26 protein-coding genes and 1 pseudogene are annotated in these 24,672 nt (G+C 68.7%); 16 read left to right on the top strand and 11 right to left on the bottom strand.

The window, feature by feature from the left end; genetic code table 11:
* Positions 1–5: 5 nt before the first annotated feature.
* From ACXDF8_RS11800 to ACXDF8_RS11810, 3 genes are all read left to right on the top strand, one after another.
* Positions 6–890: a sulfurtransferase gene (locus ACXDF8_RS11800; RefSeq protein ID WP_457223444.1), complete on the top strand. Its 885-nt coding sequence runs from the start codon at positions 6–8 to the stop codon at positions 888–890.
* Positions 887–1,306, top strand: coding sequence for a SufE family protein (locus ACXDF8_RS11805; RefSeq protein ID WP_457223445.1), 420 nt, complete (start codon positions 887–889; stop codon positions 1,304–1,306). Before ACXDF8_RS11800 ends, ACXDF8_RS11805 begins: the two co-directional genes overlap by 4 nt.
* A gap of 115 nt (positions 1,307–1,421) precedes the next feature.
* Positions 1,422–3,209, top strand: coding sequence for an acetyl/propionyl/methylcrotonyl-CoA carboxylase subunit alpha (locus ACXDF8_RS11810; RefSeq protein ID WP_457223446.1), 1,788 nt, complete (start codon positions 1,422–1,424; stop codon positions 3,207–3,209).
* Here ACXDF8_RS11810 and ACXDF8_RS11815 read toward each other — a convergent pair.
* The gene (locus tag ACXDF8_RS11815) at positions 3,202–4,026 is read right to left on the bottom strand and encodes a phosphatase PAP2 family protein (RefSeq protein ID WP_457223447.1); all 825 of its coding nucleotides are present in this window, start codon (positions 4,024–4,026) and stop codon (positions 3,202–3,204) included. The two genes, ACXDF8_RS11810 and ACXDF8_RS11815, sit on opposite strands and share 8 nt — an antisense overlap.
* A gap of 17 nt (positions 4,027–4,043) precedes the next feature.
* Between ACXDF8_RS11815 and ACXDF8_RS11820 the strand changes: the two genes are divergently transcribed.
* Positions 4,044–4,397 (top strand): DUF1707 SHOCT-like domain-containing protein, encoded by a 354-nt coding sequence (locus ACXDF8_RS11820; protein ID WP_457223448.1) that lies wholly within the window; start codon positions 4,044–4,046, stop codon positions 4,395–4,397.
* A 1-nt stretch (position 4,398) separates the two neighbouring features.
* Positions 4,399–4,716, top strand: a complete 318-nt coding sequence (locus tag ACXDF8_RS11825) for a hypothetical protein (protein ID WP_457223449.1) — start codon at positions 4,399–4,401, stop codon at positions 4,714–4,716.
* On the opposite strand, the gene ACXDF8_RS11830 is transcribed toward ACXDF8_RS11825, so the two are convergent.
* Positions 4,713–5,252: a nucleotidyltransferase family protein gene (locus tag ACXDF8_RS11830; protein WP_457223450.1), complete on the bottom strand. Its 540-nt coding sequence runs from the start codon at positions 5,250–5,252 to the stop codon at positions 4,713–4,715. The genes ACXDF8_RS11825 and ACXDF8_RS11830 overlap by 4 nt on opposite strands.
* A gap of 33 nt (positions 5,253–5,285) precedes the next feature.
* On the opposite strand from ACXDF8_RS11830, the gene ACXDF8_RS11835 reads away from it, so the two are divergent.
* From ACXDF8_RS11835 to ACXDF8_RS11855, 5 genes are all read left to right on the top strand, one after another.
* Positions 5,286–7,184: a PbuX/PucJ/PucK family nucleobase permease gene (locus ACXDF8_RS11835; RefSeq protein WP_457223451.1), complete on the top strand. Its 1,899-nt coding sequence runs from the start codon at positions 5,286–5,288 to the stop codon at positions 7,182–7,184.
* Positions 7,181–7,684, top strand: coding sequence for a 2-oxo-4-hydroxy-4-carboxy-5-ureidoimidazoline decarboxylase (gene uraD / locus ACXDF8_RS11840; protein WP_457223452.1), 504 nt, complete (start codon positions 7,181–7,183; stop codon positions 7,682–7,684). Before ACXDF8_RS11835 ends, uraD begins: the two co-directional genes overlap by 4 nt.
* 4 nt (positions 7,685–7,688) lie before the next feature.
* Positions 7,689–8,009 (top strand): hydroxyisourate hydrolase, encoded by a 321-nt coding sequence (gene uraH, locus ACXDF8_RS11845; protein ID WP_457223453.1) that lies wholly within the window; start codon positions 7,689–7,691, stop codon positions 8,007–8,009.
* A 3-nt stretch (positions 8,010–8,012) separates the two neighbouring features.
* The gene (hpxO, locus tag ACXDF8_RS11850) at positions 8,013–9,179 is read left to right on the top strand and encodes an FAD-dependent urate hydroxylase HpxO (RefSeq protein ID WP_457223454.1); all 1,167 of its coding nucleotides are present in this window, start codon (positions 8,013–8,015) and stop codon (positions 9,177–9,179) included.
* A gap of 199 nt (positions 9,180–9,378) precedes the next feature.
* Complete coding sequence (locus ACXDF8_RS11855) at positions 9,379–9,819, top strand: STAS domain-containing protein (RefSeq protein ID WP_457223455.1); 441 nt, start codon at positions 9,379–9,381, stop codon at positions 9,817–9,819.
* On the opposite strand, the gene ACXDF8_RS11860 is transcribed toward ACXDF8_RS11855, so the two are convergent.
* The 3 genes and pseudogenes from ACXDF8_RS11860 to ACXDF8_RS11870 all read right to left on the bottom strand — a co-directional run.
* The gene (locus ACXDF8_RS11860; RefSeq protein ID WP_457223601.1) at positions 9,790–10,515 is read right to left on the bottom strand and encodes an RNA polymerase sigma factor SigF; all 726 of its coding nucleotides are present in this window, start codon (positions 10,513–10,515) and stop codon (positions 9,790–9,792) included. The two genes, ACXDF8_RS11855 and ACXDF8_RS11860, sit on opposite strands and share 30 nt — an antisense overlap.
* Before the next feature lie 59 nt (positions 10,516–10,574).
* Positions 10,575–11,012, bottom strand: a complete 438-nt coding sequence (locus ACXDF8_RS11865) for an ATP-binding protein (RefSeq protein WP_457223456.1) — start codon at positions 11,010–11,012, stop codon at positions 10,575–10,577.
* 162 nt (positions 11,013–11,174) lie between these two features.
* Positions 11,175–11,687, bottom strand: a pseudogene (locus ACXDF8_RS11870) (FAD-dependent oxidoreductase); the annotation flags it as partial.
* A 48-nt stretch (positions 11,688–11,735) separates the two neighbouring features.
* Between ACXDF8_RS11870 and ACXDF8_RS11875 the strand changes: the two are divergent.
* From ACXDF8_RS11875 to ACXDF8_RS11885, 3 genes are all read left to right on the top strand, one after another.
* Positions 11,736–11,930: a hypothetical protein gene (locus ACXDF8_RS11875; RefSeq protein ID WP_457223457.1), complete on the top strand. Its 195-nt coding sequence runs from the start codon at positions 11,736–11,738 to the stop codon at positions 11,928–11,930.
* Between the two features lie 353 nt (positions 11,931–12,283).
* Positions 12,284–13,117 (top strand): FAD binding domain-containing protein, encoded by an 834-nt coding sequence (locus ACXDF8_RS11880; RefSeq protein ID WP_457223458.1) that lies wholly within the window; start codon positions 12,284–12,286, stop codon positions 13,115–13,117.
* Positions 13,114–15,876 carry a molybdopterin-dependent oxidoreductase gene (locus tag ACXDF8_RS11885; protein WP_457223459.1) on the top strand — a complete coding sequence of 921 codons (2,763 nt, stop codon included), beginning with the start codon at positions 13,114–13,116 and terminating at the stop codon, positions 15,874–15,876. The genes ACXDF8_RS11880 and ACXDF8_RS11885 overlap by 4 nt, the downstream gene beginning before the upstream one ends.
* Here ACXDF8_RS11885 and ACXDF8_RS11890 read toward each other — a convergent pair.
* The 3 genes from ACXDF8_RS11890 to ACXDF8_RS11900 are packed head-to-tail and all read right to left on the bottom strand — an operon-like array spanning position 15,815 to position 18,362.
* Positions 15,815–16,489 carry a sensor domain-containing protein gene (locus tag ACXDF8_RS11890; protein WP_457223460.1) on the bottom strand — a complete coding sequence of 225 codons (675 nt, stop codon included), beginning with the start codon at positions 16,487–16,489 and terminating at the stop codon, positions 15,815–15,817. The genes ACXDF8_RS11885 and ACXDF8_RS11890 overlap by 62 nt on opposite strands.
* 11 nt (positions 16,490–16,500) lie before the next feature.
* Positions 16,501–17,838, bottom strand: coding sequence for an L-lysine 6-transaminase (gene lat / locus ACXDF8_RS11895; RefSeq protein WP_457223461.1), 1,338 nt, complete (start codon positions 17,836–17,838; stop codon positions 16,501–16,503).
* A gap of 50 nt (positions 17,839–17,888) precedes the next feature.
* Positions 17,889–18,362: an Lrp/AsnC family transcriptional regulator gene (locus ACXDF8_RS11900; protein WP_457223462.1), complete on the bottom strand. Its 474-nt coding sequence runs from the start codon at positions 18,360–18,362 to the stop codon at positions 17,889–17,891.
* Positions 18,363–18,392: 30 nt separating this feature from the next.
* On the opposite strand from ACXDF8_RS11900, the gene hglS reads away from it, so the two are divergent.
* Entirely contained in the window at positions 18,393–19,637 is a 1,245-nt protein-coding gene (hglS, locus tag ACXDF8_RS11905; RefSeq protein WP_457223463.1) for a 2-oxoadipate dioxygenase/decarboxylase, read from the top strand.
* Positions 19,634–21,196, top strand: coding sequence for an L-piperidine-6-carboxylate dehydrogenase (amaB, locus tag ACXDF8_RS11910; protein WP_457223464.1), 1,563 nt, complete (start codon positions 19,634–19,636; stop codon positions 21,194–21,196). The genes hglS and amaB overlap by 4 nt, the downstream gene beginning before the upstream one ends.
* Here the strand turns inward: amaB and ACXDF8_RS11915 are convergent, their stop codons facing one another.
* Positions 21,197–22,453 carry a nucleotide disphospho-sugar-binding domain-containing protein gene (locus ACXDF8_RS11915; protein ID WP_457223465.1) on the bottom strand — a complete coding sequence of 419 codons (1,257 nt, stop codon included), beginning with the start codon at positions 22,451–22,453 and terminating at the stop codon, positions 21,197–21,199. It lies immediately after the preceding gene.
* A 102-nt stretch (positions 22,454–22,555) separates the two neighbouring features.
* Here ACXDF8_RS11915 and ACXDF8_RS11920 point away from each other — a divergent pair, with 102 nt between their 5' ends.
* Positions 22,556–23,206, top strand: coding sequence for a TetR/AcrR family transcriptional regulator (locus ACXDF8_RS11920; protein ID WP_457223466.1), 651 nt, complete (start codon positions 22,556–22,558; stop codon positions 23,204–23,206).
* Here ACXDF8_RS11920 and ACXDF8_RS11925 read toward each other — a convergent pair.
* Positions 23,203–24,306, bottom strand: coding sequence for an epoxide hydrolase family protein (locus tag ACXDF8_RS11925; RefSeq protein ID WP_457223467.1), 1,104 nt, complete (start codon positions 24,304–24,306; stop codon positions 23,203–23,205). The genes ACXDF8_RS11920 and ACXDF8_RS11925 overlap by 4 nt on opposite strands.
* On the bottom strand, positions 24,303–24,563 hold the full coding sequence (locus ACXDF8_RS11930) for a hypothetical protein (protein ID WP_457223468.1): 261 nt from the start codon (positions 24,561–24,563) through the stop codon (positions 24,303–24,305). The genes ACXDF8_RS11925 and ACXDF8_RS11930 overlap by 4 nt, the downstream gene beginning before the upstream one ends.
* Positions 24,564–24,672: the final 109 nt, after the last annotated feature.

The raw sequence follows: 24,672 nt of genomic DNA on the forward strand, positions 1-24,672 counted from the left end.
ATCCCGTGCCGCTTTCCGCAGATCCCAGCCCTGCCCTGAAGGACTACGCCCACCCTGAGCGCCTGGTCACCGCCGACTGGTTGTCGGCTCACCTGGGCACCCCCGGACTGGCAATCGTCGAGTCCGACGAAGACGTGCTGCTCTACGACATCGGCCACATTCCGGGCGCGGTGAAGATCGACTGGCACACCGACCTCAACGATCCGCGAGTACGCGACTACATCACCGGTGAGCAGTTCGCCGACCTGATGAACCGCAAGGGCATCTCCCGCGACGACACCGTGGTGATCTACGGCGACAAGAGCAACTGGTGGGCCGCCTACGCGCTGTGGGTGTTCACCCTGTTCGGCCATCAGGACGTCCGGCTGCTCAACGGCGGGCGCGATCTGTGGATCTCCGACGGCCGCGACACCACGCTGGACGTACCCAGCCGGGCCACCACCGGCTACCCCGCCGTCGAGCGCAACGACGCCGCCATCCGCGCCTACCGGGACGATGTGCTTGCCTCCCTGGGCCATTCGACGCTGATCGACGTGCGCTCCCCGCAGGAGTACACCGGCGAACGCACCCACATGCCCGACTATCCGGAGGAGGGTGCGCTGCGCGGCGGCCACATTCCCACCGCCGTGTCGGTGCCGTGGGCCAAGGCCGCCGACGACAGCGGCCGGTTCCGCAGCCGCGCCGCACTCGAGGAGGTGTACTCCTTCGTGCAGCCCGGTGACGACATCATCGCCTACTGTCGCATCGGCGAGCGCTCGAGCCACACCTGGTTCGTGCTCACCTATCTGCTGGGGATCCCGGGTGTGCGCAACTACGACGGTTCGTGGACCGAGTGGGGCAATACCGTGCGGGTGCCGATCGTCGCCGGGGACCAGCCCGGCACCGTATGAGCATGCCGGCGGCCCTGGCCGAGGTCGTCTCCGACTTCGCCGACGTGCAGGGCCAGGACAAGTTGACCTTGTTGCTGGAGTTCGCCAATGAATTACCAGCACTGCCGTCCACCTTGGAAGAGGCGGCCATGGAGCCGGTCCCGGAGTGCCAGTCGCCGTTGTTCCTGCACGTCGACGCCTCCGACACCGACCACGTCCGGCTGTTCTTCAGCGCCCCGGTCGAGGCGCCGACGACACGCGGGTTCGCCTCCATCCTGGCAACGGGTCTGGACGGGCAGTCCGCGGCCGCCATCCTGGCCGTGCCGGACGACTTCTATGCCGACCTCGGTCTGGCGGCGCTGATCAGTCCGCTGCGGTTGCGCGGGATGTCGGCGATGCTGACGCGGATCAAGCGCCGTCTGCGCACAGGCGGCTGAAACCTACTCACCGGTAGGGGCACCGGCTCGCTCGTGTCTGAGGGGCGCCGCTTACACTGCCGTGCGAACCTATTTTTAAAGAACGTTCTTAGAGTCACGCTAAGCAGGAGGCGCGGTGCCCAGTCAGACCATCTCCAAAGTCCTCGTCGCCAACCGTGGTGAGATCGCGGTCCGCGTGATCCGGGCGGCCAGGGATGCCGGACTGGCCAGTGTGGCGGTGTACGCCGAGCCCGACGCCGACGCGCCGCACGTGCGGCTGGCGGACGAGGCGTTCGCCCTCGGCGGCCAGACCTCGGCTGAGTCTTACCTCGACTTCGGCAAGCTGCTCGACGCGGCCGCCAAGTCGGGCGCCAACGCGATCCACCCCGGCTACGGCTTCCTCTCGGAGAACGCCGACTTCGCCCAGGCGGTCCTCGACGCCGGGCTGATCTGGATCGGCCCGAGCCCGCAGTCGATCCGCGATCTCGGTGACAAGGTCACCGCCCGCCACATCGCCGCCCGCGCGAAGGCACCGCTGGTGCCGGGCACCCCGGATCCGGTCAAGGACGCCGACGAGGTCGTCGCGTTCGCCAAGGAGTACGGCGTCCCGGTCGCCATTAAGGCGGCATTCGGTGGCGGCGGCCGCGGCATGAAGGTCGCCCGTTCTATCGAAGAGATCCCCGAGCTGTTCGAGTCGGCCACCCGTGAGGCGATCGCCGCCTTCGGTCGCGGCGAGTGCTTCGTCGAGCGTTACCTGGACAAGCCGCGCCACGTCGAGGCCCAGGTGATCGCCGACACCCACGGCAATGTTGTCGTCGCCGGCACCCGCGACTGCTCGCTGCAGCGCCGCTTCCAGAAGCTCGTCGAGGAGGCTCCGGCCCCGTTCCTGACCGACGCGCAGCGCAAGGAGATCCACGAGTCCGCCAAGCGGATCTGCAAGGAGGCCGGGTATTACGGTGCCGGCACCGTCGAGTACCTGGTCGGCCAGGACGGCCTGATCTCGTTCCTCGAGGTCAACACCCGCCTGCAGGTGGAACACCCGGTCACCGAGGAGACCTCAGGTATCGACCTGGTTCGCGAGCAGTTCCGCATCGCCAACGGTGAAGAGCTGGACATCACAGAAGATCCCACGCCGCGTGGACACTCCATCGAGTTCCGCATCAACGGTGAGGACGCCGGCCGCGGCTTCCTGCCCGCCCCCGGACCCGTCACCAACTTCGTCCCGCCCACCGGCCCCGGCGTGCGGCTGGACTCCGGCGTCGAGACCGGTTCGGTGATCGGCGGCCAGTTCGACTCGATGCTGGCCAAGCTGATCGTCACCGGTGCCACCCGCCAGCAGGCTCTGCAGCGCGCCCGCCGCGCCCTGGACGAGTTCACCGTAGAAGGCCTGGCCACCGTCATCCCGTTCCACCGCGCGGTCGTCAGCGACCCGGCGTTCATCGGCGACGAGGACGGCTTCACCGTGCACACCCGCTGGATCGAGACCGAGTGGGACAACATCGTCGAACCGTTCACCGGCGGTGGCGCGGTCGACGAGGAAGAGCCCCAGCCGCGCCAGAAGGTGGTCGTCGAGGTCGGTGGCCGCCGCGTCGAGGTGTCGCTGCCCGGCGACCTCGCGCTCGGCAATGGCGGCGGGGCGGTCGAGTCGGGCGTGATCCGCAAGAAGCCCAAGGCGCGCAAGCGCGGCGCGCACGCCGGTGCCGCCGCTTCCGGTGATGCGGTCACCGCGCCGATGCAGGGCACCGTGGTGAAGGTGGCCGTCGAAGAAGGCCAGACCGTTGCCACCGGTGACCTTGTGGTGGTGCTGGAGGCCATGAAGATGGAGAACCCGGTGACCGCCCACAAGGACGGCGTCATCACCGGGCTGGCCGTCGAGGCGGGCGCCGCGATCACCCAGGGCACCGTCCTGGCCGAGATCAAGTAGCGCTGCGGACCCGGCGCCGTTGAACCACGGCGCGGTGTGCAGCCGGGCGTCGCCGTCGGGCTCGAGTTGTCGTGCTGAGCGTGACGGCGCCGAGCGTGACGGCGATTCCCGCCAGCAGGGCTCCCCCGAATATGTCGCTGAGCCAGTGGGCGCCGAGCATGAGTCGGCTGACCGAGACGATCAGCGCTCCCGCCACGGCGAGCGTGACGAGCATGCCGCGCAGCACCCGTTGGCTGTGTGCGCCAATGCCGACGGCCACGACACCGAGCAATGTGGCGGTGCCCGCGACATGCCCCGACGGAAATGGATGTAGGGCTTCACTGAGCCCCGGCGCCGCCGCGGCCTCGGCTGCGCTGACCGGTCTTTCGATGGTGGCCTTCATGAAGTCCTTGACGAACACGGCGAAACCCGTGGTGCCCACCACCACGATGCCGGGAACCAGTGACCGGTAGCGAATCGACAGCAACGCCCCGCTGATCACCCCGGCGATCGCGACGGCGGCCGGGTTGCCGATCCGGGCGACCTCCGCCGCCACGGCACGTAACGGCTGACAACGCTGCGTGCACTGGTTGATCACCGACGCCGTCGGGCCGTCCAGTGCGGTGACCCACCCCTGGGTGCACACCCCGATCGTGACCCCCGCAAGCGCGGTGACCAGCCCAAGGACGATCAACGCCGGGCCCCACCTACTGCCGCCGATCAGCACACCCGCGGCCATCAACAGACCGAAGCCGACGAGCGCGAAAGTGAGGGTGCCGATGCCCAGATTGTGCCATTGCCGGGCCGGCTCGGCCCACCGACGTCGGCCTCCCGCCATCGAGCATGATGGACGCTGTGAGCGAGGACATCGAGCGGGTGCGGATCGGCACCGCCGAGCGCGAAGAGGCCATGCAATTGCTGAGCAAGCAGTTCTCCGAGGGCCGGCTGAACCCCGATGAGTTCTCCGAACGCAGTGCGGCGGTCAGTGCCGCTGTCACCCGCGCCGACTTGGACCCGATCTTCGCCGACCTGCCGGCCAAACCCGGCGTCGCATCGCGCCAGGACACCGAACGCGTCCGCGACTGGCGCGCCATTGTGATGGCCCTCATTCCGCTTGCGGCCCTGGCGTTCACCATTCTGGTGCCACACGGCTGGCTGGCCTGGCTGGCGCTCCCGGTGCTCGGCATGCTGCTCTACGGTCGCCGTTGACATGGATCCTGTCGAAATCAACGCCGGCAGCTGGTATTTGCGCGCGCTGCGCGCCGATGATCGGATAGACGACCGGCCCGCGCTGGCCGACCTCGGTGAAGCCGATCCGGACTACGTGACCAAGACCCTTACCGGGTGGCAGCACGACATTGCCTATTCGTGGGCGGTCTGCGAGCCGACAACCGGTGAGCTGCTCGGCGAGGTGGTGCTCGACGTCGCAACCGGCGCGATCATCCACCGCTGCCGGCCCGGCCAGGATGAGGCGACCCGCACCGCCGCCGACTCGGTGCGCCGATTCGCCGAGTCGATCGGCATCTAGCGCTCGTCGATGTCGATACCGGTCGCCAGGTCGGAACAATCGACAGCGGCGACGTCGCTGCGTCCGGCCAGGAATCGGCGGGCGCCCTCGTCACCGGTCAGGGTCTCCCCCAGCGCGGGCCAGTGCCGCCGGGCGATGACCACCGGGTGCCCGGGACGGGCACCGTAGGTCGCCCGCGCGATACCCGAATCGCAGGACCGTGCCGCCGCCAGCACTCGATCGACGACGTCGGCACCTATATCCGGAGTGTCGACGGTGAGTACGACGGCGAAGTCGGCGTCACCCACCGCCGCCAGGCCGGCGCGCAGCGAGGCACCCATTCCGTGGCGCCAGTCGTCGGCGATCACCGCGCGGGCCGGCGCGGGCACGTCGAGGACGGCCGCACCCAGCACTACCACCACCTCATCGCACCCGGACAGCGCCGCCACCGCCGCGTCGAGCCAACGACCTTGGCTGGCAAGGACTTTCGGCATCCCGTACCGGATTCCAGCGCCTGCAGCCAGCAGCACGCCCGCCGCCCGGCCACGCTTCGACATGCGAACAGTGTGAACTGGGGTGATTCTTGGACGATGTCCGCCCCGGTGAAACCGAAGAAGCGGGTGCACCCCGTCGACGAGGTGCTGCCCGTCCCGAAGCTCGCGACCTACGGCTTCCAGCATGTCGTCGCGTTCTACGCCGGCGCCGTACTGGTGCCGATCCTGATCGCCAGCGCCATCAAATTGCCGTCCGAGGACCTGGTCAAGCTCATCACCGCCGACCTGTTCACCTGCGGCATCGCGTCGATCATCCAGTCCGTCGGCTTCTGGAAGATCGGCGTGCGACTGCCGCTACTCCAAGGTGTCACCTTCGCCGGCGTGGCACCCATCATCGCCATCGGCCTGGCCCACGGCGGCGGCGCGGCCAGCCTGCTCCACGTCTACGGCGCGGTGATCGTCGCCGGCGTGTTCACCTTCCTCATCGCCCCAGTCTTCATCCGGCTGTTGCGATTCTTCCCGCCGGTGGTGACGGGCACCCTGATCACGATCATCGGCCTGTGCCTGGTGCCGGTCGGCGCGGGTGACGCCGTGACCAACCCGCATACCGGCGAACACGACCCCACCAACCTGCGCTGGCTGCTCTACGCGCTGGGCACTATCGCCGTGATCGTGGCCATCCAGCGGCTCTTCCGCGGCTTCGTCGCCACCATCGCGGTGCTGCTCGGCCTGGTGGCCGGCTGCGCGGTGGCGTTCGCGCTGGGCGACATGAGCTTTGCCAAGGTGGGCGCCGCCGACCTGGTCGGGTTCACCGCGCCGTTCCTGTTCGGCATGCCCAAGTTCGACGTGGCGGCCTGCATCACCATGATCATCGTGCTGCTGATCACGGCCGTGGAGTCCACCGGCAGCACCATCGCCACCGGCGAGATCGTCGGCAAGCGGATCAAGGCCGACGACATCGGCAACGTGCTGCGCGCCGACGGCCTGGCCACCGTGATCGGCGGGGTCTTCAACTCCTTTCCCTACACGGCGTTCTCCGAGAACGTCGGTCTGGTGCGGCTTACCGGCGTGAAGAGCCGATGGGTGGTGGCCGCCGCCGGCGTCATCATGATCGTGCTCGGGTTCCTGCCCAAGGTCGCCGCGGTCGTGTCGGCCATCCCGCAGCCGGTCCTCGGCGGGGCCGCGCTGACCCTGTTCGCCACCGTCGCGGTGGTGGGCATCCAGACCCTGGGCAAGGTGGACTTCACCGACCACCGCAACCTGATCATCGTCACCACCAGCCTGGCGTTGGCGTTGTGGGTGACCACCTATCCCGACGTCGCCAAGGCCATGCCGACCGGGATCGACCTCTTGTTCGGCAGCGGTATCAGCATCGGGGCGATCACCGCGATCGTGCTCAACATCGTCTTCTTCCACACCGGCAGCCGCGGCCCGCGCGTAGCCGGCGCGGGCACCATCACCCTCGACGAGGTCAACGCGATGACCGCAGAACGCTTCACCGAGGTCTTCGGCCACGTCGTGCAGGACGTGCCGTGGGCAGTTGCCCGGGCATTCGCGGCCCGTCCGTTCACCGACACCAAGGCCCTGCGGGAGGCGTTCTCAGACGCGGTGCTCACCGGCTCGGCCGACCAGCAGCGCGAGCTGCTCGACGCCTTCCCCGACCTCGGCGCCGAGGACGAGACCGGACACGCGCTGGCCGTCGACCATGTGGCGCTGAGCAATTTGAGCGACGACGACCACAATGACGTGGTGGAGTTGGCGACGGCTTACCGCGAGCACTTCGGCTTCCCGCTGGTGATTTGCGCGCGGGAAACCGAACACTTCGACCGGGTGCTGCGCAACGGCTGGTCACGGATGGACAACCCGCCAGCCGCCGAGCGGGCGTTCGCGCTGATCGAGATCGCCAAGATCGCCAACTACCGCTTCGCCGATCTGGTGGCCGACGCCAACCCGATCGCCGCCGCGCGGTTCAACCGGCTCAACGAGCTGACGTGAGAGCCGTCGGCCTGCCCGCGTTCAACCAGATGTCCGAGCGTCAGCGCATGCACGCCCTGTTCGAGGTGTGCTCGTCGCCGATCTGGGCACGCCGGGTGCTGGCGGGCGGGCCGTTCGCGGATACCGAGGCGCTGTTGGACCGCGCCGACCGGGTGCTGGCCGAACTCCCCGACAGCGAGCTGGACGCCGCCCTGGACGGCCACCCACGCATCGGGGATCGCCCCGACAACCCGTCCTCGGCGCGCGAGCAGGCCGGGGTGGCCGATGCCGACGCCGCCGTCAAGGCGGAATTGGCCGCCCGCAACCGCGACTACGAGGGCAGGTTCGGCTATGTGTACCTGGTCTGCGCCAGCGGGCGCTCGGCCGAGGAACTCCTGGGTATCCTCACCGAGCGGCTGGGCAACGACCCCGAAACCGAACGCCGGGTGATGCGCAGCGAACTGGCCAAGATCAACCGCCTGCGCCTGCAGCGGCTGCTGAGCGCACCTGCGGCAGAGTGATCGCATGGCACACCTGAGCACCCACGTCCTCGACGCCGCGATCGGCGCCGCCGCGACCGGGGTCGCGGTCACCCTCACCGACGCCGGCGGGCACCCCATCGCGGACGCCACGACCGATGCCGACGGCCGGATCGCCTTCGACCAGGATCTCGCCGCCGGGCTGCACCGGCTGCGGTTCGATACCGCGGGCTACTTCAGCTGCCGCGGCGTGACGAGCTTCTACCCCGAGGTCGTCATCGCCTTCCAGATCGCCGAACCGACAGGCAAATACCATGTGCCACTGCTGTTGTCGCCGTATTCCTACTCGACCTACCGGGGGAGCTGAGCAATGAAGGCGGTGATCATCGGCGCGGGCATGGGCGGCCTGAGCACCGCGATCGCGTTACGGCAGATCGGCATCGACACCGAGGTCTACGAGCGGGTCACCGACAACAAGCCGGTGGGCGCCGCCATCTCGGTGTGGTCCAACGGCGTCAAATGCCTGAATTACCTTGGCCTGGAGGAACAGACAGCCGCGCTCGGCGGGATCGTCGACAGTATGAGCTACCTCGACGGCCACACCGGCGAGACCATGTGCCGCTTCTCGATGGAGCCGCTGATCGACGAGGTCGGCCAGCGCCCCTACCCCATCGCCCGCGCGGAGTTGCAGCTCATGCTGATGCAGGCCTATGGAGTCGACCGCATCCACTTCGGTATGACGATGACCGGCGTGCGCGACACCGGCGGCGGCGCCACCGTGACGTTCGCCGACGGGACGACCGTCTCGGCTGACCTGGTGATCGGCGCCGACGGGGCGAACTCCGTCACGCGCGAGTACGTGCTGGCCCGCCCGGTCACCCGCCGCTACGCCGGCTACGTGAACTTCAACGGCCTGGTGGACGTCGACGAACGGATTGGGCCGGCCACCGAGTGGACCACCTACGTCGGCGACGGCAAACGCGTCTCGGTGATGCCGGTTGCCGGGGGCCGGTTCTACTTCTTCTTCGACGTGCTCGAGCCCCAGGGCATGAGCTACGAGCGCGGCTCGGCCCGCCAGGTGCTGCGATCCCATTTCGCGGGCTGGGCGCCCGGGGTGCACGCGCTGATCGATGCGCTCGACCCGTCGAGCACCAACCGGGTGGAGATACTCGACCTCGACCCCTTCCACACATGGGTACGCGGCCGTGTGGCGGTGCTGGGCGATGCCGCCCACAACACCACCCCCGACATCGGACAGGGCGGCTGCTCGGCGATGGAGGACGCCGTCGCCCTGCAGTGGGCGCTGCGCGACCATCCCGAAGACATCGATGCCGCGCTGGCGGCCTATCAGCGTGCACGCACAGAACGGGCCGGTGAGCTGGTGCTGCGCGCCCGCCGACGCTGCGACGTCACCCACGCCAAGGAGCCGGAGATCACCGCGCAGTGGTACCGCGAGTTGCGAAACGAAGACGGCAGCAACATCATTCGTGGAATTGTCGGTAACATCATGGGCGGCCCGCTGACACCGCTACCCTGATCGGGGGTGTGAAGATGATGAGAACCCGCGGTTGTGCCGGTCCAGCCTGCGGCGGTAGGGGTATCGTCTGGGACAGGTTGAGTTAACAGCCGCCCGGAACAGCGTCAAAGACGTGCAGGGCAGGCATTCTCCCTGCACCCACGAGTTTTTTACTTGACGTGATCCACAGTACGAATGCTCGTTCACTGATGGAGTCACCATGTCTGTTGTACGAACAGATCAATCCACGCGTCCGGCTGCCCCGCAAACCCGCGAGTGCCACACCGCACGTTTCACCACCGACTGGCCCGACGAGGCCGTTGGCATTATCACCGTCCGCGGCGAACTCGACGCGTCCAACAGCGCGGCCTTCGCCGACCATGTCGACGAGTGCGCCACCGAGGGCGTCCGGCTGGTGCTGGACTTAAGTCCACTGGAATTCTTTGGGACAGCTGGCTTTTCAGCCCTCCATACCATCAACGTCCGGTGCGCGAATGCCGCATCCCGCTGGGCGCTGGTGACCGGCGAGTCCGTGTCGCGCCTGCTGCGGGTCTGCGATCCCGACCACGCGCTTCCGATCGCCGAGTCGGTGCCGGAAGCGATCGCGCTGCTCGATGGCGAGCCACGCCGGCTACTGCAGCTGGTCGCGAAGCCGAGCTAGCGACTTCGCCAGCAGCCGCGACACGTGCATCTGGGAGATGCCGACCCGCTCGGCGATCTGCGTCTGGGTCAGCGACTCGAAGAACCGCAGCAGCAACACGGTGCGTTCCCGCTCCGGCAGTGCCGCGAGCAAGGGCCGTAGGGCCTCGCGGTTCTCGATCTGGTCCAGGCTGAGGTCGACGTCGCCGAGGGTGTCGACGATCGCCGGTGCGTCCTCGTCGCTGCCGCTGCCACCGGAATCGATCGACAGCGTGTTGTAGGAGCTACCCGCGACCAGGCCTTCGACGACCTCTTCGCGCTCCATGCCGAGTTCCTCGGCCAGCTCGGAGGCGGTCGGTGCGCGGCCCAGCCGCTGGGACAGTTCCGAGGTCGCCGTGCCGAGCCGTAGGTGCAATTCCTTGAGCCGGCGCGGCACCTTCACCGACCAGCTGTTGTCCCGGAAGTGGCGGCGGACCTCGCCCATGATCGTCGGCACCGCGAATGACACGAAGTCCGAACCGGTCTCGAAGTCGAAACGGATGACGGCATTGACCAGACCGACGCGCGCCACCTGGACGAGATCGTCGCGCGGCTCGCCGCGGCCATCGAAGCGGCGGGCGATGTGGTCGGCCAGCGGCAGGCACCGCTCGACGATGCGGTCTCGCTTACGTTGGAATTCCGGCGAATCCGGATCCAGTTTCGCCAACTCCCGGAACATGTCCGGGACGTCGGCGTACTCCGAATTCGTCCGGGGTGACGAACTGTTCGCTCGGGGACTCACTGCCCGGAGCCCGCCCGCCTCGTGGTCAAGGTGATACCGAACACCTGCCCGTCGCCACTGGGCTCATGACCGTTGTGAAAGGTCTGCACGTCGTCGGTCAGAGAGCTGAGCACATGCCAGCTGAAGCTACCCGGAGTGACCACGTCATAGGTGTCACATGTCGTCGACGTCTCCACCACAACCACGTCGTCGCGCGGGTCGACAACCACCACGAGCGTCGCGTCCGGCGACGCCGAGCGGATCAACCTGGTGCAGGCCTCGTCGACGGCCAGCCGCAGATCGGCCACGGCGTCGAAATCCAGGTCCTCGAATGTCCCGACCGCGCCGACCACGGTACGCAGCACGGCGAGGTTTTCCAGCCTCGCAGCAACTCTCAACTCGACAGCGTTGGCACCACGTTGGTGCCCGCTGCCACGGCTTTCGCCATCCGTCATCTGGCCTCCTGGCAATGTCGACCCGACACTACTCCAGTCCTCGGGTCTGCTAACCACGGTCGCGTGCCCAGGAAGTCGTCGTCATGGTCGCCTCTTCATACCCATCCGGTGGCAGAGCTCAAACATGCGCCGGTCGCTGCTCACCCGAAAGCGGCGCCCCCATCATCGGGACAAGTCGCGAGTGGCCGGGCCTCCAGGACGGTGCCGTCGGCGTTGAATCGGGATCCGTGCAACGGGCAGTCCCGCGCGACCACGTTCCACGGCGGTCCGCTGACCGACCTGGCGCCGTCGCGCAGGCTTCCGTTGCGATGAGTCACCGGCGTCGCCCAGCCGGCGGCCAGTTGCCAGCCCGGTCGGCTCGTGCGGGCTCCAGCTGGCGAACGCCGGCGCCCAGCGGGCGTGTTGCCCGCCGAGGAGGCGCTTGGCGAGCAGCAGCGCCGCGGCGACGCCGTTGGTCATGCCCCATTTGGCGAATCCGGTTGCCACGAAGAAGTGGTCGCTACCAGGTAGCAGCGGGCCGACATAGGGCAGTTCGTCGACGGCTACGTAATCCTGCGCGGACCAGTAATGGGTCGGCTCGGATCCGGGAAAGTGTCGTGTGGTCCAGCCGACCAATTCGTCGTAGGAGGTGCGCGGGCTGTCTTTTCGACCCGCCGCGGTCGAGGCGATACCCACCGGAGTTGAGCCGTAACTCCGCCGCGTGCGCGAGTAGCGTGACAGGTGATGACTGACACCGATTCCTTCCCCGACGACGTGCCGATCGCCGACGCTGTCGAGCAGCTGCGGCCCGCTTCGGAACCCGTCGAGCCGGACATCGTCGTCGGCCCGTCCGACGTGCCGCTCGAGAGCAACGAATCGGACTGGCAGGAACAGCTGCAGGTCGTCGAGGATCCGGATCCGGACGAGATCCGCGAATAGGAAATGTTTGGCCCGCCGGTCGGGCTGGGTAAAGACCCCTGCGAAGAGGCAGCAACCTCAGCAAAGGGGGTAGGACGTATTGAACACCGCAACGTCCACCAGGAACGGCTCGAACACCGACGATATCCGCCTTTTCCGGCCATCCCGGTCCTGTGCGTACGAAGGCTGGACCGTGGCAGAGCTGAAGAAGCGAGCAAAGCAACTCGGTATCTCCGGATACTCCGGACTGAGCAAAGAAAAGTTGATTTCGCTGATCCGTAGCTACTGATTGACCGCGAGCGGCCGTGGGGGCGGCCGCTCGCGGATCAGCACGCTGGCGTGCGGCGTCGGCCCGCGCGCTCTACGTTCGTGACGTGGATATCCCGACCGTCGAGGTGGTCGACACCCCGACCCGTCGCGCCGAGGTGTGGCCGCTGGGCCCTGCCGACGCCGTCCTGGCCGGCGGGACGTGGTTGTTCTCCGAGCCTCAAGTCCACCTGCGCAGATTGGTCGACCTCACCACGCTCGGCTGGGCGCCGCTCACCGTCAGCGACGACGGCCTCGAGATCGCCGCGACCTGCAGCATCGAGCAGGTCGCGGCGCTGTCCCGACGCCTGCCCGACGAGCGACCCGGCTGGGCCGCCGCACCACTGTTCCGCCAGTGCGCGTCGGCGTTGAAGGCGTCGTTCAAGGTGTGGAAGACGGCCACCGTGGGCGGGAACATCTGCTTGTCTTTCCCCGCCGGCTCCATGATTTCGCTGTGCACCGCGCTCGACGGCCGACTACTCATCTGGCGACCCGACGGCGGCGAGCACTGGATGCCGGTGCGCGAATTCGTCACCGGCGCTGCGCACAACCGGCTGGCCTCGGCCGAGATACTGCGGTCAGTGCACCTACCGGCCCCGGCACTGCGGGCAAGGACCGCGTACCGCAAGGTCGCCCCGTCGACCCTGGGGCGCTCCGGCGTGGTGGTCATCGGGCGGCGCGACGCCGCCGACGACGGCGGCCGGCTGACTGTCTCGATCACCGGTGCCACCGTGCGGCCCTACCTGTTCACTTTCGCCGGCAGGCCCGCAGAGGAACAGCTTCGCGGCGCGCACGCGTCGATCCCGGACGAGGACTGGACCGACGACGCGCACGGCGACCCGGACTGGCGCGCGGCTATGGCTCTGTTGCTAGCCCGACAGGTCTGCGCGGAGCTGGCGTGAGCGGCGCGAACATCCGCATCAACGGGGTCGAGCAGCCCGATGAGCCCCGGCCTGGGCAGTGTCTACGCACCTACCTTCGCGAGCACGGGCATTTCGAGGTCAAGAAGGGGTGCGACGCCGGGGACTGCGGCGCGTGCTCAGTGCTGGTGGACGGCGAACCGATGCACTCGTGCATCTATCCGGCGTTTCGCGCCGCGGGACGCGACGTGACGACCGTCGCCGGCCTGGGCAGCCCCGAGGACATGCACCCGCTGCAGCGGCGGTTCGTCGAGGCCGGCGGATTCCAGTGCGGGTTCTGCACCGCGGGCATGATCGTGACCGGCTCGACCCTTACCGGCGACGACCCGGCGCAGCTGGCCGAGCAGCTGAAGGGAAACCTGTGCCGGTGCACCGGTTACCGGTCGATCACCGACGCCCTGGCTGGGACATCCAACACCGAGAAGCCGGCCGGCGTCGGCCGGTCGGTGAGTCCACCCGCCGCGGTGCGGGTGGTCACCGGGACCGAGCGCTACACCATGGACTTCGAACCCGACGAACCGCTGCTGCACATGGCCGTACTGACCAGCCCCCTTCCGCATGCCCGCATCGTCGCCATCGATACCGCTGCAGCACAGTCGATTCCGGGAGTCCGGCTGGTACTGACCCACCTCGACAGTCCGGCGGTGGCCTTCTCCACCGCGCGCCACGAGTTGCGCGCCGACGATCCCGACGACACCCGGGTGCTCGACGATACGGTGCGCTTCGTCGGCCAGCGGGTGGCAGCGGTGGTGGCCGACGACCTGGCCACCGCCGAACAAGCCTGTCGCGCAATCACCGTGGAGTACCAGCGGCTGCCCGCGGTGTTCGATCCCGACCAGGCACGCCGGCCCGGCGCTCCCCTGTTGCACGCCGACAAGGGACCTGCGGCCCGGATCGCCGACCCATCGCGCAATGTGGTCGCTCAGCTGCACGGTGGTGTGGGCAACGTCGAGGCGGGAACAAACGCCGCGATGGCGGCGGGCGGGGCGGTGGTCACCGGCCGCTACACGACCGCCCGGGTGCAGCACACACACCTGGAGACGCACGGCTGCACCGGGTGGCGGGATGCACAGGGGCGGTTGGTGATTCGGGCCAGCACGCAGGTCCCGTTCTTGGTCCGCGACGAGCTGTGCCACATCTTCGGCCTGCGGCGCGACCGGGTGCAGGTGATCGCGGCGCGGGTGGGCGGCGGCTTCGGCGCCAAGCAGGAGATGCTGGTCGAGGACCTCGTCGCACTCGCCGTTCTGCGCCTGGGCCGTCCGGTGCGCTACGAGTTCACTCGCACCGACCAGTTCCGCACTGCCCCGTGCCGCCACCCGTACCGCGTCGACGTGACGGTCGCGGCGGGGGCCGACGGTGTGCTCACCGCGCTGGGGGTCGACGCGCTGGTCGACGCGGGGGCGTACGGCAATCACAGCATGGGGGTGCTGTTCCACAGCTGCGGCGAGTCACTGTCGGTCTACCGCTGCCCCAACAAGCGGGTCGATGCCGAGGCCGTCTACACCAATCACCTACCGTCGGGGGCGTTCCGCGGATACGGGCTGGGGCAGGTGATCTTCGCCGTCGAGTGTGCGCTCGACGAGTTGGCCGGCCGGCTCGGGATCGACCCGTACGAACTGCGCCGCCGCAACGTGGTGGTGCCCGGTGACGACTTCGTCGACTGGCACGTGGCCTCCGACGATCTGGCCTTCGGTAGCTACGGCTTGGACCAATGCCTGCAGCTGGCGCAGTCGGCGCTGCGTCGCGGCAACGGCGTGGCCCCGCCACCGGGTCCGCAGTGGCGCGTCGGCGAGGGCATGGCCCTGGCTATGATCGCCACCATTCCGCCACGCGGACATCTGGCCGATGCGACGGTGACCGTGAATTCCGAAGGACAGTACACGCTTTCGATCGGTACCGCGGAGTTCGGCAACGGCACGTCGACGGTGCACACCCAGCTGGCTGCAGCGGAGTTGAACACCACGAGCGACCGGATCGAACTGCGCCAGTCCGACACCGACCTTGGTGGCTACGACACCGGCGCTTTCGGTTCGGCGGGAACGGTGGTGGCGGGCACCGCCGTGCTTCGCGCCTGTCGTGCGCTGCACCGCGAGCTGCTGGCCGCCGCCGCGGCAGGTACCGGGGCAGCGGTCGTGTCGTGCGAACTGGGGCCGAACGGGGTCCAGTGCGGCGAGATCCTGGTCGGCTTCGGCGATCTGCTGCGCGACGGCCCACTGAGCGGCACCGGGCACCACGACGGATCACCGAGGTCGGTGGCGTTCAACGTGCACGCGTTCCGGGTGGCGGTCGACATCGAGACCGGACAGGTGCGAATTCTGCAGTCGGTCCAGGCCGTCGACGCCGGGGTGGTGATCAACCCCGAACAGTGCCGCGGCCAGGTCGAAGGTGGTACCGCGCAGGGCATCGGGTCGGCCCTCTTCGAGGAGATGCGCATGGGACCGGATGGCGCGGTGACCACGGACGCGTTGCGCAACTACCACATTCCGCAGCTGGCCGACCTGCCGGTGACCGAGGTCTACTTCGCCGACACCGTCGACGAATTCGGGCCGATGGGCGCCAAGTCGATGAGCGAGTCGCCCTACAACCCGGTTGCCCCCGCGCTGGCCAACGCGATCGCCGACGCGTGTGGGGTGCGCCTGCGCAGCCTGCCGATGACCCCGGCGCGGGTGTGGCGTGCGCTCAGCGACCCGACAGCTCCCACACACTGGCCGACATCCGGTCGGTCATCGTCGTCACCGTGACCTGACCCCCGTCATCGCCCTGACAGGCCATCGCCTGCACGATCGCGTTGTTGCGCAACCGGGCTTCCGCGGCGCAGGTCCACTGCAGCGGGATGCCGATCTGCTGCTTGGTCCAGCGCACGGTGTCCGCGGTGATCTCCGGGACGCTGAACTTCCAGGCGGCGTCGCCGCCAGCGCTCAAGGCGCGCTGACCGTCGCAGGCCTTGGCGTTCTTGGTCCCGACGCCGAATTGTGTTGCCGCCGACGCCGCATCCGGATACACGGCGACGGCCTCGGCCACCACGTGATCATGTCGGTCGCCGTCGGTGAACAGCAGGACGTGGAAGCCTGCCCACTTGTCACCGAGGAACGCCTGCATACCCGCGGCGTCCAGGGCGGAGCAGGCGGGCACCGCCGACGACCCGGGGATGGGCCGGGCCTGATCGGCATCGGTCTGGAGCTTGACGCCGACGATGTCGCGCAGCTGCGCCGGGCCGATGAGCACCTGGTCGGTGTCGTCGGCGCGCAGCGGCGTGATGGCGTGGGCGGGATTGGACACCGCGTTACCGGCGACGGTCTGCGCGCATCCGCTCAGCAGCACCGCCGCCACGCCGATCAGCACAGGCAGCCGCATGCTCCAAAATGCTAGACGGCCGCGAGCAATACCTCTCTGAGCGCCGCCACCGCACGGTCGAGCTCGGCGCGGGTGACGGTCAGCGCGGGACGGAATCGCACGCTGTCGGGGCCGCTGCCGAGCATGATCACGCCGCGCTCCCACAGCGCGCTGAGCACGGCGTCGCGGTGCGCCGGATCGGGCAGACTGACCGCGCACATCAGGCCGCGGCCGCGGACGTCGCCGACCACGTCGGGTAGCTCCTCGGCGAGCGCCTCGAGACCGGCGAGCAGGTGCGTGCCCATCTGCGCGGCGTGGGCGAACAGCTCGTCGACCTCGATGACCTCGAGGATCCGACGCGAGCGCACCATGTCGGCGAGGTTGCCGCCCCAGGTGGAGTTGATCCGCGAGCTGACAGCGAAGACGTTGTCGGGCACCTCGTCGACGCGCCGGCCGGCCATCACCCCGCACACCTGGGTCTTCTTGCCGAACGCGACGACATCGGGGGTGAAACCGAGCTGCTGGTAGGCCCAGGCGGTGCCGGTGATACCGCAGCCGGTCTGCACCTCGTCGGCGATCATCAGCGCGTCGTACTCGTCGCACAGCTCGCGCATCGCGGCGAAGAACTGCGGACGGAAATGGCGGTCCCCGCCCTCGCCCTGGATGGGCTCGGCGATGAAGCAGGCGATGTCGTGCGGATGCGCCTCGAACGCCGCGCGGGCCTGGCGCAGCGACTCCGCCTCCAGCTCGTCCATATCGGCACCGGCCCGCAGGTAGGGCGCGTCGATACGCGGCCAGTCGAACTTGGGGAACCGCGCGACCTTGTTCGGGTCGGTGTTCGTCAGCGACAGGGTGTAGCCGCTGCGCCCGTGAAAGGCGCCGCGCAGGTGCAGAACGCGCGTGCCCAGCGCCGGGTCGATGCCGCGGGCCTCGTTGTGCCGACTCTTCCAGTCGAACGCGACCTTCAGCGCGTTCTCCACCGCGAGGGCGCCGCCGTCGACGAAGAACAGGTGTGGCAGCGCCGGGTCGCCCAAGACCCGGGCGAAGGTGTCGACGAAGCGGGCCATCGGCACGGTGTAGACGTCGGAGTTGGACGGCTTGTTGATCGCGGCCTGCGCCAGTTCGGCGCGGAACGCCTCGTCACCGGCGAGGTCGGGATGGTTCATGCCCAGCGCCGAGGAGGCGAAGAAGGTGAACATGTCCAGGTAGGTCTTGCCGTCGCGGGCGTCGACCAGGACCGACCCCGCGGAGCGTTCCAGGTCGAGCACCAGATCGAGCCCGTCGGCGAGGATCCGTCGGGCCAGCACCGTACGCACGTTCCCGGGTTCGATTGCGGTGTGCAAGTCATCACGCGACAAGAGTTCCGTCATTGGCCGATCGTATCGTAATTTTTCCGCCCATGACGGCGCAGTGGCGTCAACTATTCCGGCAAGAAGACTCGATCACTGTAAAATGTGTTTAGAATGATCGTGCTTCGTGTGCCCACGTTCGCGGTCGTCCGGATCTGCTGCAACAGACCCTCCAACGCTCGCGGCGACGGGACACGCACAAACAGCACGTAGCTCTCCTCGCCGGCCACCGAGTAGCACGCCTCGATTTCGGGGATGCCTTCCAGGCGCGCAGGAGCATCATCGGGTTGGGACGGATCGAGAGGAGTGATGGCCACGAACGCCGACAGCATGTGCCCGAATGCCTCGGGGTCGACGCGGGCGCTGTACCCGGTCACCACCCCGCGCGATTCCAGGCGCCGCACCCTCGACTGCACTGCCGACACCGACAAGCCGGCTGTCGCCGCGAGGTGCGCAAGCGTCGCACGACCGTCGGCGACGAGTTCCCGCACCAGGGTGCGGTCGACCTCGTCGAGACCGTGGCCCACCTCCGCGCTGTCCACCATGGCCGCACACTATCGGACCGGGGCCAGCCGATGAGCGCACCCGAGGTCGCGATCTGGCAGCTGCGTGCCCGTTTCGCCGCCGCGCTGTCGGCGATGTACGGCGCCGAGGTACCGGCCTACACCACGCTGGTGGAGGTGAGCGAGGCGGTCAACCGCGACTACGTGGCCACCCATCCGCGGGCTGAGCGCCTGGGTTCCATCCAGCGGGTCACCGCCGAACGCCACGGCGCGATCCGGGTGGGGACTCCGGCCGAATTAGCCGCCGTGGCAGATCTTTTCGCTGCGTTTGGCATGTTCCCGGTGGGCTACTACGACCTGCGCGAGGCGGCCTCACCGGTACCGGTGGTGTCGACGGCGTTCCGGCCGGTGAACGCCGAGGAGTTGGCCCGCAACCCGTTCCGGGTGTTCACCTCGATGCTGGCGACCCGCGACGCGCGGTTCTTCGACGACGACCTGCGCGGGCGCGTCGAGGAGTTCCTGAGCCGCCGGCAGCTGTTCGATCCGGCGCTCATCGCCGACGCCCGCCGCATCGCCGCCGCCGACGGCTGCGACGCCAGCACCGCGCAGGACTTCGTGGCACGGGCGGTCGCCGCCTTCGCGCTGTCCCGCGAACCGGTCGACCGCGCCTGGTACGCCGAACTGACCGCCGTCTCCGCGGTGGCGGCCGACATCGCCGGCGTCCCCACCACACACATCAATCACCTCACTCCCCGGGTGCTCGACATCGATGACCTCTACCAGCGGATGAGCGAACGCGGGATCGCGATGATCGATGCGATCCAGGGCCCGCCGCGCTGGAGCGGCCCCGATGTCCTGTTGCGCCAGACGTCGTTTCGCGCTCTCGCCGAACCACGGCGCTTCCGCGAGGACGACGGCACCGTCACCGAGGACACACTGCGGGTGCGCTTCGGCGAGGTCGAGGCACGGGGCGTCGCGCTGACCCGTAAGGGCCGCGAACGCTACGACGCCGCGATGGCGACCGGCGACCCCGCCGCGCTGTGGGGCGACTACTTCCCCGGCACCGACGAGGAGATGGCGTCGCAGGGGCTGGCCTACTACCATCGCGGCGACCCGTCGGCACCGGTGGTCTACGAGGACTTCCTGCCGGCGTCGGCGGCCGGCATCTTTCGGTCCAACCTCGACACCGACGCCGAAGCCGCCACCGGCGCAGACCAATCCGGTTACAGCATGGACTGGATGGCCGACAGCATCGGCCACCACATCCACGACCCGTACGACCTCTACGACGCGACCGCCCAGGAGGCCCCCGCATGACCACGACGACCACGACCGCGACCACCGGGCTGCCCACCGCCGAGGACCTGCGGACACGGGTACACCAGGCTCTGAGCGCCATCGGCACCGACGCCGCCCTCAGCGAACCGGGCGCCCCCGGCCTGCCCGCGAGCACCCCCCTCACCGGAGATGTTCTCTTCACCGTCGCCGAGACCACCGCGGAGCAGACCCAGACCGCGATCACCGAGGCGGCGCAGGCATTTTCGGCGTGGCGTACCACGCCGGCCCCGGTGCGCGGCCAGCTGGTGGCACGCCTGGGCGAGTTGCTGCGCCAGCACAAGACCGACCTGGCCACCGTGGTCACCGTCGAGGCGGGCAAGATCACCTCCGAAGCGCTCGGCGAGGTCCAGGAGATGATCGATATCTGCGACTTCGCGGTCGGGCTCTCCCGCCAGCTCTACGGACGCACCATCGCCTCCGAACGCCCCGGCCACCGGTTGATGGAGACCTGGCACCCGCTCGGCGTCATCGGCGTGATCACGGCGTTCAACTTCCCGGTCGCGGTGTGGGCGTGGAACACGGCCGTCGCTCTGGTGTGCGGCGACACCGTGGTGTGGAAGCCCTCCGAGCTGACCCCGCTGACCGCGATCGCCTGCCAGGCGCTGATCGAGCGGGCCGCCGCCGACGTGGGCGCGCCCGCCGCGGTCAGCCGGCTGGTCCAGGGTGGCCGCGGGGTCGGCGAAGCGCTGGTCGACGATCCCCGGGTGGCGCTGGTGTCGGCGACCGGATCTGTGCGGATGGGCCGGCAGGTCGGTCCCCGCGTCGCCGAACGCTTCGGCCGCGTGCTGTTGGAGCTCGGCGGCAACAACGCCGCCATCGTGACGCCGTCGGCCGACCTCGACCTGGCCGTGCGGGCGATCGTCTTCTCGGCCGCCGGCACCGCGGGCCAACGCTGCACCACGCTGCGCCGGCTGATCGTGCACTCCTCGGTCGCCGACACACTGGTCGAGCGGATCGTTGCCGCCTACCGCACCCTGCCGATCGGTGACCCGTCCGCGGACGGCACCCTGGTCGGACCCCTGATCCACGAGACCGCCTACCGCGACATGGTCGGCGCGCTCGAGCGGGCCGCCGCCGACGGTGGCGTGGTCGCCGGCGGACAGCGCCACCACATCGGCGGCGAGGCCGGGCAGGACGCCTTCTACGTCGAGCCGGCGGTGGTGCGGATGCCCGCGCAGACCCAGATCATGCACGACGAAACCTTCGCTCCCATCCTCTACGTGCTCACCTACGAGACCCTCGATGAGGCGATCGAATTGAACAACGCCGTCCCGCAAGGGCTTTCGTCGGCCGTTTTCACCACCGACGTCCGGGAGGCGGAGCGGTTCCTGGCCGCCGACGGCTCGGACTGCGGCATCGCCAACGTCAACATCGGTACCTCCGGGGCCGAGATCGGTGGGGCGTTCGGCGGCGAGAAGCAGACCGGCGGCGGGCGGGAGTCGGGTTCGGATTCGTGGAAGGCCTACATGCGCCGGGCCACCAACACCATCAACTACTCCTCGGAGCTGCCGTTGGCCCAGGGCGTGCACTTCGGCTGATCATCGTGGCCCTTCATCGGAATCGGCGTTACTACTGCAGGTGAGCTGCCGCTCGATCAACTCAGCACCGCGGGCCACTCCGCCGGTGGCCGCGAAGCCGGCGGCCACCCGGTGCGCACCGTCGGCCATCGTCATGGCCGCCATGACCTTGGCGTGCAGGCGCCGCGGGGTGAGGCGGGCCGCGGGCAGCCGCGTTCCGCAGCGCGCGACCTCCACCCGCATGGCCACCTCGGGCTGGTCGCGGCCGAACGGCACCACGCACACCGGAACCCCGCGGTCCAGGGCACGCACGGTGGCGCCCATCCCGCCGTGGGTCACCGCGCACACCGCCCGGTCCAACACCGGGTCGTGCGGAACATATTGGCGCACGGTCGCATTCGGCGGAACGACGAGGTCCTCGGGCACTCCCGCCGGGAACGTCGCCACGACATGTACGGGCTCGTCGGCCAGCGCTTCCAGTGCGACGCGACCGAGAGCGGAGTCGGCCTGCCGGATCGAGGAGGTGGTGACCAGCACCACCGGATCCTCGATCGCGGCCAGCCAGTCCGGCATCTCGCTGTCGGCCGCGGCCGAACACGCGCCGATCAGATGCACCCGGTCGCCCCAGTCCGGGTGCGGGTATTCGAACGGCTCCCCGCCCACGACGAGCATCTGCGGCGTCCGGCGCAGGAAATCGTCCACCGATGTCACCGGCGGCGCCCCAACCCGGGCCCGCACGGCGTTGATCCGCGGCAGCATCGGGCGGTCCATCACCGAGCTCACCACGGCGCGCAGGATAAGGTCGCGCATCACCCCTGCCGGCCCCGGCCACGGCCGCATGCCGGGTCCGACCGGCGGCACACCGCGGGACCGCAGAAACGGCGTGAACGGCGAGAACACCGTCCACGGCAAGTCGCCGGCGTCGGCGGCCGACATTGCGCCCCAACAGTTGGCGTCGATCAGCAGTGCGTCGGGACTGACCTCGGCGATCGCGCTGGCGAGGTCGTCCACCTCGAGTTCGGCCCGCCGGCACAACACGTCGATGGTCATTCGCAGCACGCCGAAGACGTTGCGGGCGGTCCAGTCCCGGCTGGTGATGGCCTCGATGCCGGGGTCGACCGGGGCGGTGTGCAAGCCCAGCCGCTGACCGGCACCGACTCCAGCGGCCAGCGTGCGCAGGTGCACCTCATGGCCCCGGGCCGCGAGTTCGCTCAACAACGCACTGACCGGCAACAGGTGACCCAGTGCCGGTGCGCCGTACGCCAGTATCGTGGCCATGCACACCGGGGTACCAGGTGTGGCGCAGATGCGCTGCCCGAGGTGATGAGACGTTCCGGATTCGTCAGAAGCTGTTGTACATGTGCCAACTAGGATGTGCCGATGGCCGAGTCCCCCGCCCGCCGCCGGCTGTCCCCCGACGACCGGCGCAGCGAACTGCTGGCACTGGGCGCCGAGGTGTTCGGGCAGCGGCCCTACGACGAGGTCCGTATCGACGAGATCGCCGAACGGGCCGGGGTGTCGCGAGCGCTGATGTACCACTATTTCCCCGATAAGCGGGCGTTCTTCGCCGCGGTGGTGCGCGCCGAGAGTGAGCGGCTGTTCGAGGCCACCAACACCGCCGCCGACGACGGCGACAGCCTGTTCCACCGATTGCGCGCCGGCGTGCTCGCCTACATCCGCTACGACGAGGAGCATCCGCACGGCGCGTGGGCGGCCTACATCGGCATGGGCCGCAGCGACCCGGTGCTGCGAGGCATCGACGACGTCGACAACGAGCGGCAGATGCAGCGGATCATGGCCGCCATCACCGACGTCACCTCCGGTGACCTCGACTCCAAGGTCGAGCGCGACCTGCGGGTGATCGTCTACGCCTGGCTGGCGTTCACTTTCGAGCTGTGCCGCCAGCACATCCTCGACCCGTCCGTCGACGCCGACCACCTGGCCGACTCCGGTGCGCACGCCCTGCTGGACGCCATCGCCCGGGTGCCGGGAATCCCCGCCGCGCTGACGGTGGCAGCACAGCGGCGTTAGCGCACCGTGGCGAAGAACGCCCGAACGTCCTCGACGAACAGCTCGGGTTGTTCGAAGGCGGCGAAATGTCCGCCGCGCGGCATGTCGGTCCAGTGCGTGATGTGGTAGCGCGACTCGCACCAGTTACGGGGGCTGGGCACGATCTCCTTGGGGAACGCTGCCACCCCGGTCGGCACCGGAACCGGACCGCCGTCAACGAGATTCTTGAAGCTCTGCCAGTACAGCCGCGCCGAGGAAGTCGCCGACGCGGTCACCCAGTACAGCATCACGTTGTCGAGCATCTCGTCGCGGGTCAGGACGTTTTCTGGGTGGCCGTCGCAGTCGGTCCACGCCCAGAACTTCTCCACGATCCAGGCCAGCTGCCCGACCGGCGAATCGGTCAGGCCGTAGCCCAGCGTCTGCGGTCGGGTGGCCTGCTCCTCGGAATACCCTGTGCCCCAGCGGACGTGCTCACCCATCCGGGCATAGGCGGCGGCCTCGGCCGGGGTCGGTTCCTGCCCGCTGTCGCCGGTCGGGAATCCGAGCGGCATGTTGATGTGAATCGCGATGCAGCCCTTGCCGTTTCGGCCCATCTGGGCGGTGATGGCCGAACCCCAGTCGCCGCCCTGCGCACCGTAGCGGTCGTAGCCGAGCCGGGTCATCAGCGTCGCCCACGCGTCGGCGATTTTCTCCACCGACCACCCCGCGCGGGTGGGCTTTCCGGAGAAGCCGTAACCGGGCAGCGACGGGCACACCACGTGGAAGTCGCGCGACAGCGGCTCGATCACCTTGTGGAATTCGACGATCGACCCTGGCCAGCCGTGGGTGATGATCAACGGCAGCGCATCGGGATTGGCCGAGCGCTGGTGGACGAAATGGATGTCCAGCCCGTCGATCTCGGTAACGAACTGATCGAAGCGGTTGAGCGCCGCTTCCCGTTCCCGCCAGTCGTATCCGTCGGCCCAGTAGGCGGCCAGCTCTCGGGTGTAGTCCAGCGGGATGCCCTGGCTCCAGTCGTCGACACACTCCCGTTCGGGCCATCGAGTCCGGGTGAGACGCTCACGCAGATCGGTCAGCACCTCGTCGGGCACCGCGATCCGGAACGGCCGGACTTCGGTCACCAGAAGCCGAAGGCGGGGAAGCCGTAGAAGCCCTCCTCACCGGGGTACTGCTGCGGCGTGGAGTTCAACTGGACGTTGCCCGGGGTCGCGCACTCGGTGGTCTGTCCGCCCACGACGGAGCTGCCGTCGAAGGTCTCGCATTGCGGAAGCTGCGAGTTACTTCCGGTGACATCTGCGGCAGCAATCGGGGCGGACAGAATCGCGGTGACGGCGCCGATACCGGCGACGGGCAGGAGCAGAAGCTGATGTAGCTGCATGAGTTGTCCTCCGGGTTGTTTTGCTGATCGTACCCAGCCACAACCGCCTATAGACAGCTGTGAGTTGTCTACACTGCCAACCAACCGGATATCACGACCTAGGAGCCGC

It is taken from the genome of Mycolicibacterium sp. CBM1 (assembly GCF_054073305.1).

Coding starts and splice junctions, on each gene's coding strand:
- ACXDF8_RS11805 (WP_457223445.1), top strand. CDS start 887: ATGAGCATGCCGGCGGCCCTGGCCGAGGTCGTCTCCGACTTCGCCGAC.
- ACXDF8_RS11815 (WP_457223447.1), bottom strand. CDS start 4,026: ATGGCGGGAGGCCGACGTCGGTGGGCCGAGCCGGCCCGGCAATGGCAC.
- ACXDF8_RS11825 (WP_457223449.1), top strand. CDS start 4,399: ATGGATCCTGTCGAAATCAACGCCGGCAGCTGGTATTTGCGCGCGCTG.
- ACXDF8_RS11830 (WP_457223450.1), bottom strand. CDS start 5,252: ATGTCGAAGCGTGGCCGGGCGGCGGGCGTGCTGCTGGCTGCAGGCGCT.
- ACXDF8_RS11835 (WP_457223451.1), top strand. CDS start 5,286: ATGTCCGCCCCGGTGAAACCGAAGAAGCGGGTGCACCCCGTCGACGAG.
- uraH (WP_457223453.1), top strand. CDS start 7,689: ATGGCACACCTGAGCACCCACGTCCTCGACGCCGCGATCGGCGCCGCC.
- hpxO (WP_457223454.1), top strand. CDS start 8,013: ATGAAGGCGGTGATCATCGGCGCGGGCATGGGCGGCCTGAGCACCGCG.
- ACXDF8_RS11855 (WP_457223455.1), top strand. CDS start 9,379: ATGTCTGTTGTACGAACAGATCAATCCACGCGTCCGGCTGCCCCGCAA.
- ACXDF8_RS11860 (WP_457223601.1), bottom strand. CDS start 10,515: ATGTTCCGGGAGTTGGCGAAACTGGATCCGGATTCGCCGGAATTCCAA.
- ACXDF8_RS11865 (WP_457223456.1), bottom strand. CDS start 11,012: ATGACGGATGGCGAAAGCCGTGGCAGCGGGCACCAACGTGGTGCCAAC.
- ACXDF8_RS11875 (WP_457223457.1), top strand. CDS start 11,736: ATGACTGACACCGATTCCTTCCCCGACGACGTGCCGATCGCCGACGCT.
- ACXDF8_RS11890 (WP_457223460.1), bottom strand. CDS start 16,489: ATGCGGCTGCCTGTGCTGATCGGCGTGGCGGCGGTGCTGCTGAGCGGA.
- lat (WP_457223461.1), bottom strand. CDS start 17,838: ATGACGGAACTCTTGTCGCGTGATGACTTGCACACCGCAATCGAACCC.
- ACXDF8_RS11900 (WP_457223462.1), bottom strand. CDS start 18,362: ATGGTGGACAGCGCGGAGGTGGGCCACGGTCTCGACGAGGTCGACCGC.
- hglS (WP_457223463.1), top strand. CDS start 18,393: ATGAGCGCACCCGAGGTCGCGATCTGGCAGCTGCGTGCCCGTTTCGCC.
- amaB (WP_457223464.1), top strand. CDS start 19,634: ATGACCACGACGACCACGACCGCGACCACCGGGCTGCCCACCGCCGAG.
- ACXDF8_RS11915 (WP_457223465.1), bottom strand. CDS start 22,453: ATGGCCACGATACTGGCGTACGGCGCACCGGCACTGGGTCACCTGTTG.
- ACXDF8_RS11920 (WP_457223466.1), top strand. CDS start 22,556: ATGGCCGAGTCCCCCGCCCGCCGCCGGCTGTCCCCCGACGACCGGCGC.
- ACXDF8_RS11930 (WP_457223468.1), bottom strand. CDS start 24,563: ATGCAGCTACATCAGCTTCTGCTCCTGCCCGTCGCCGGTATCGGCGCC.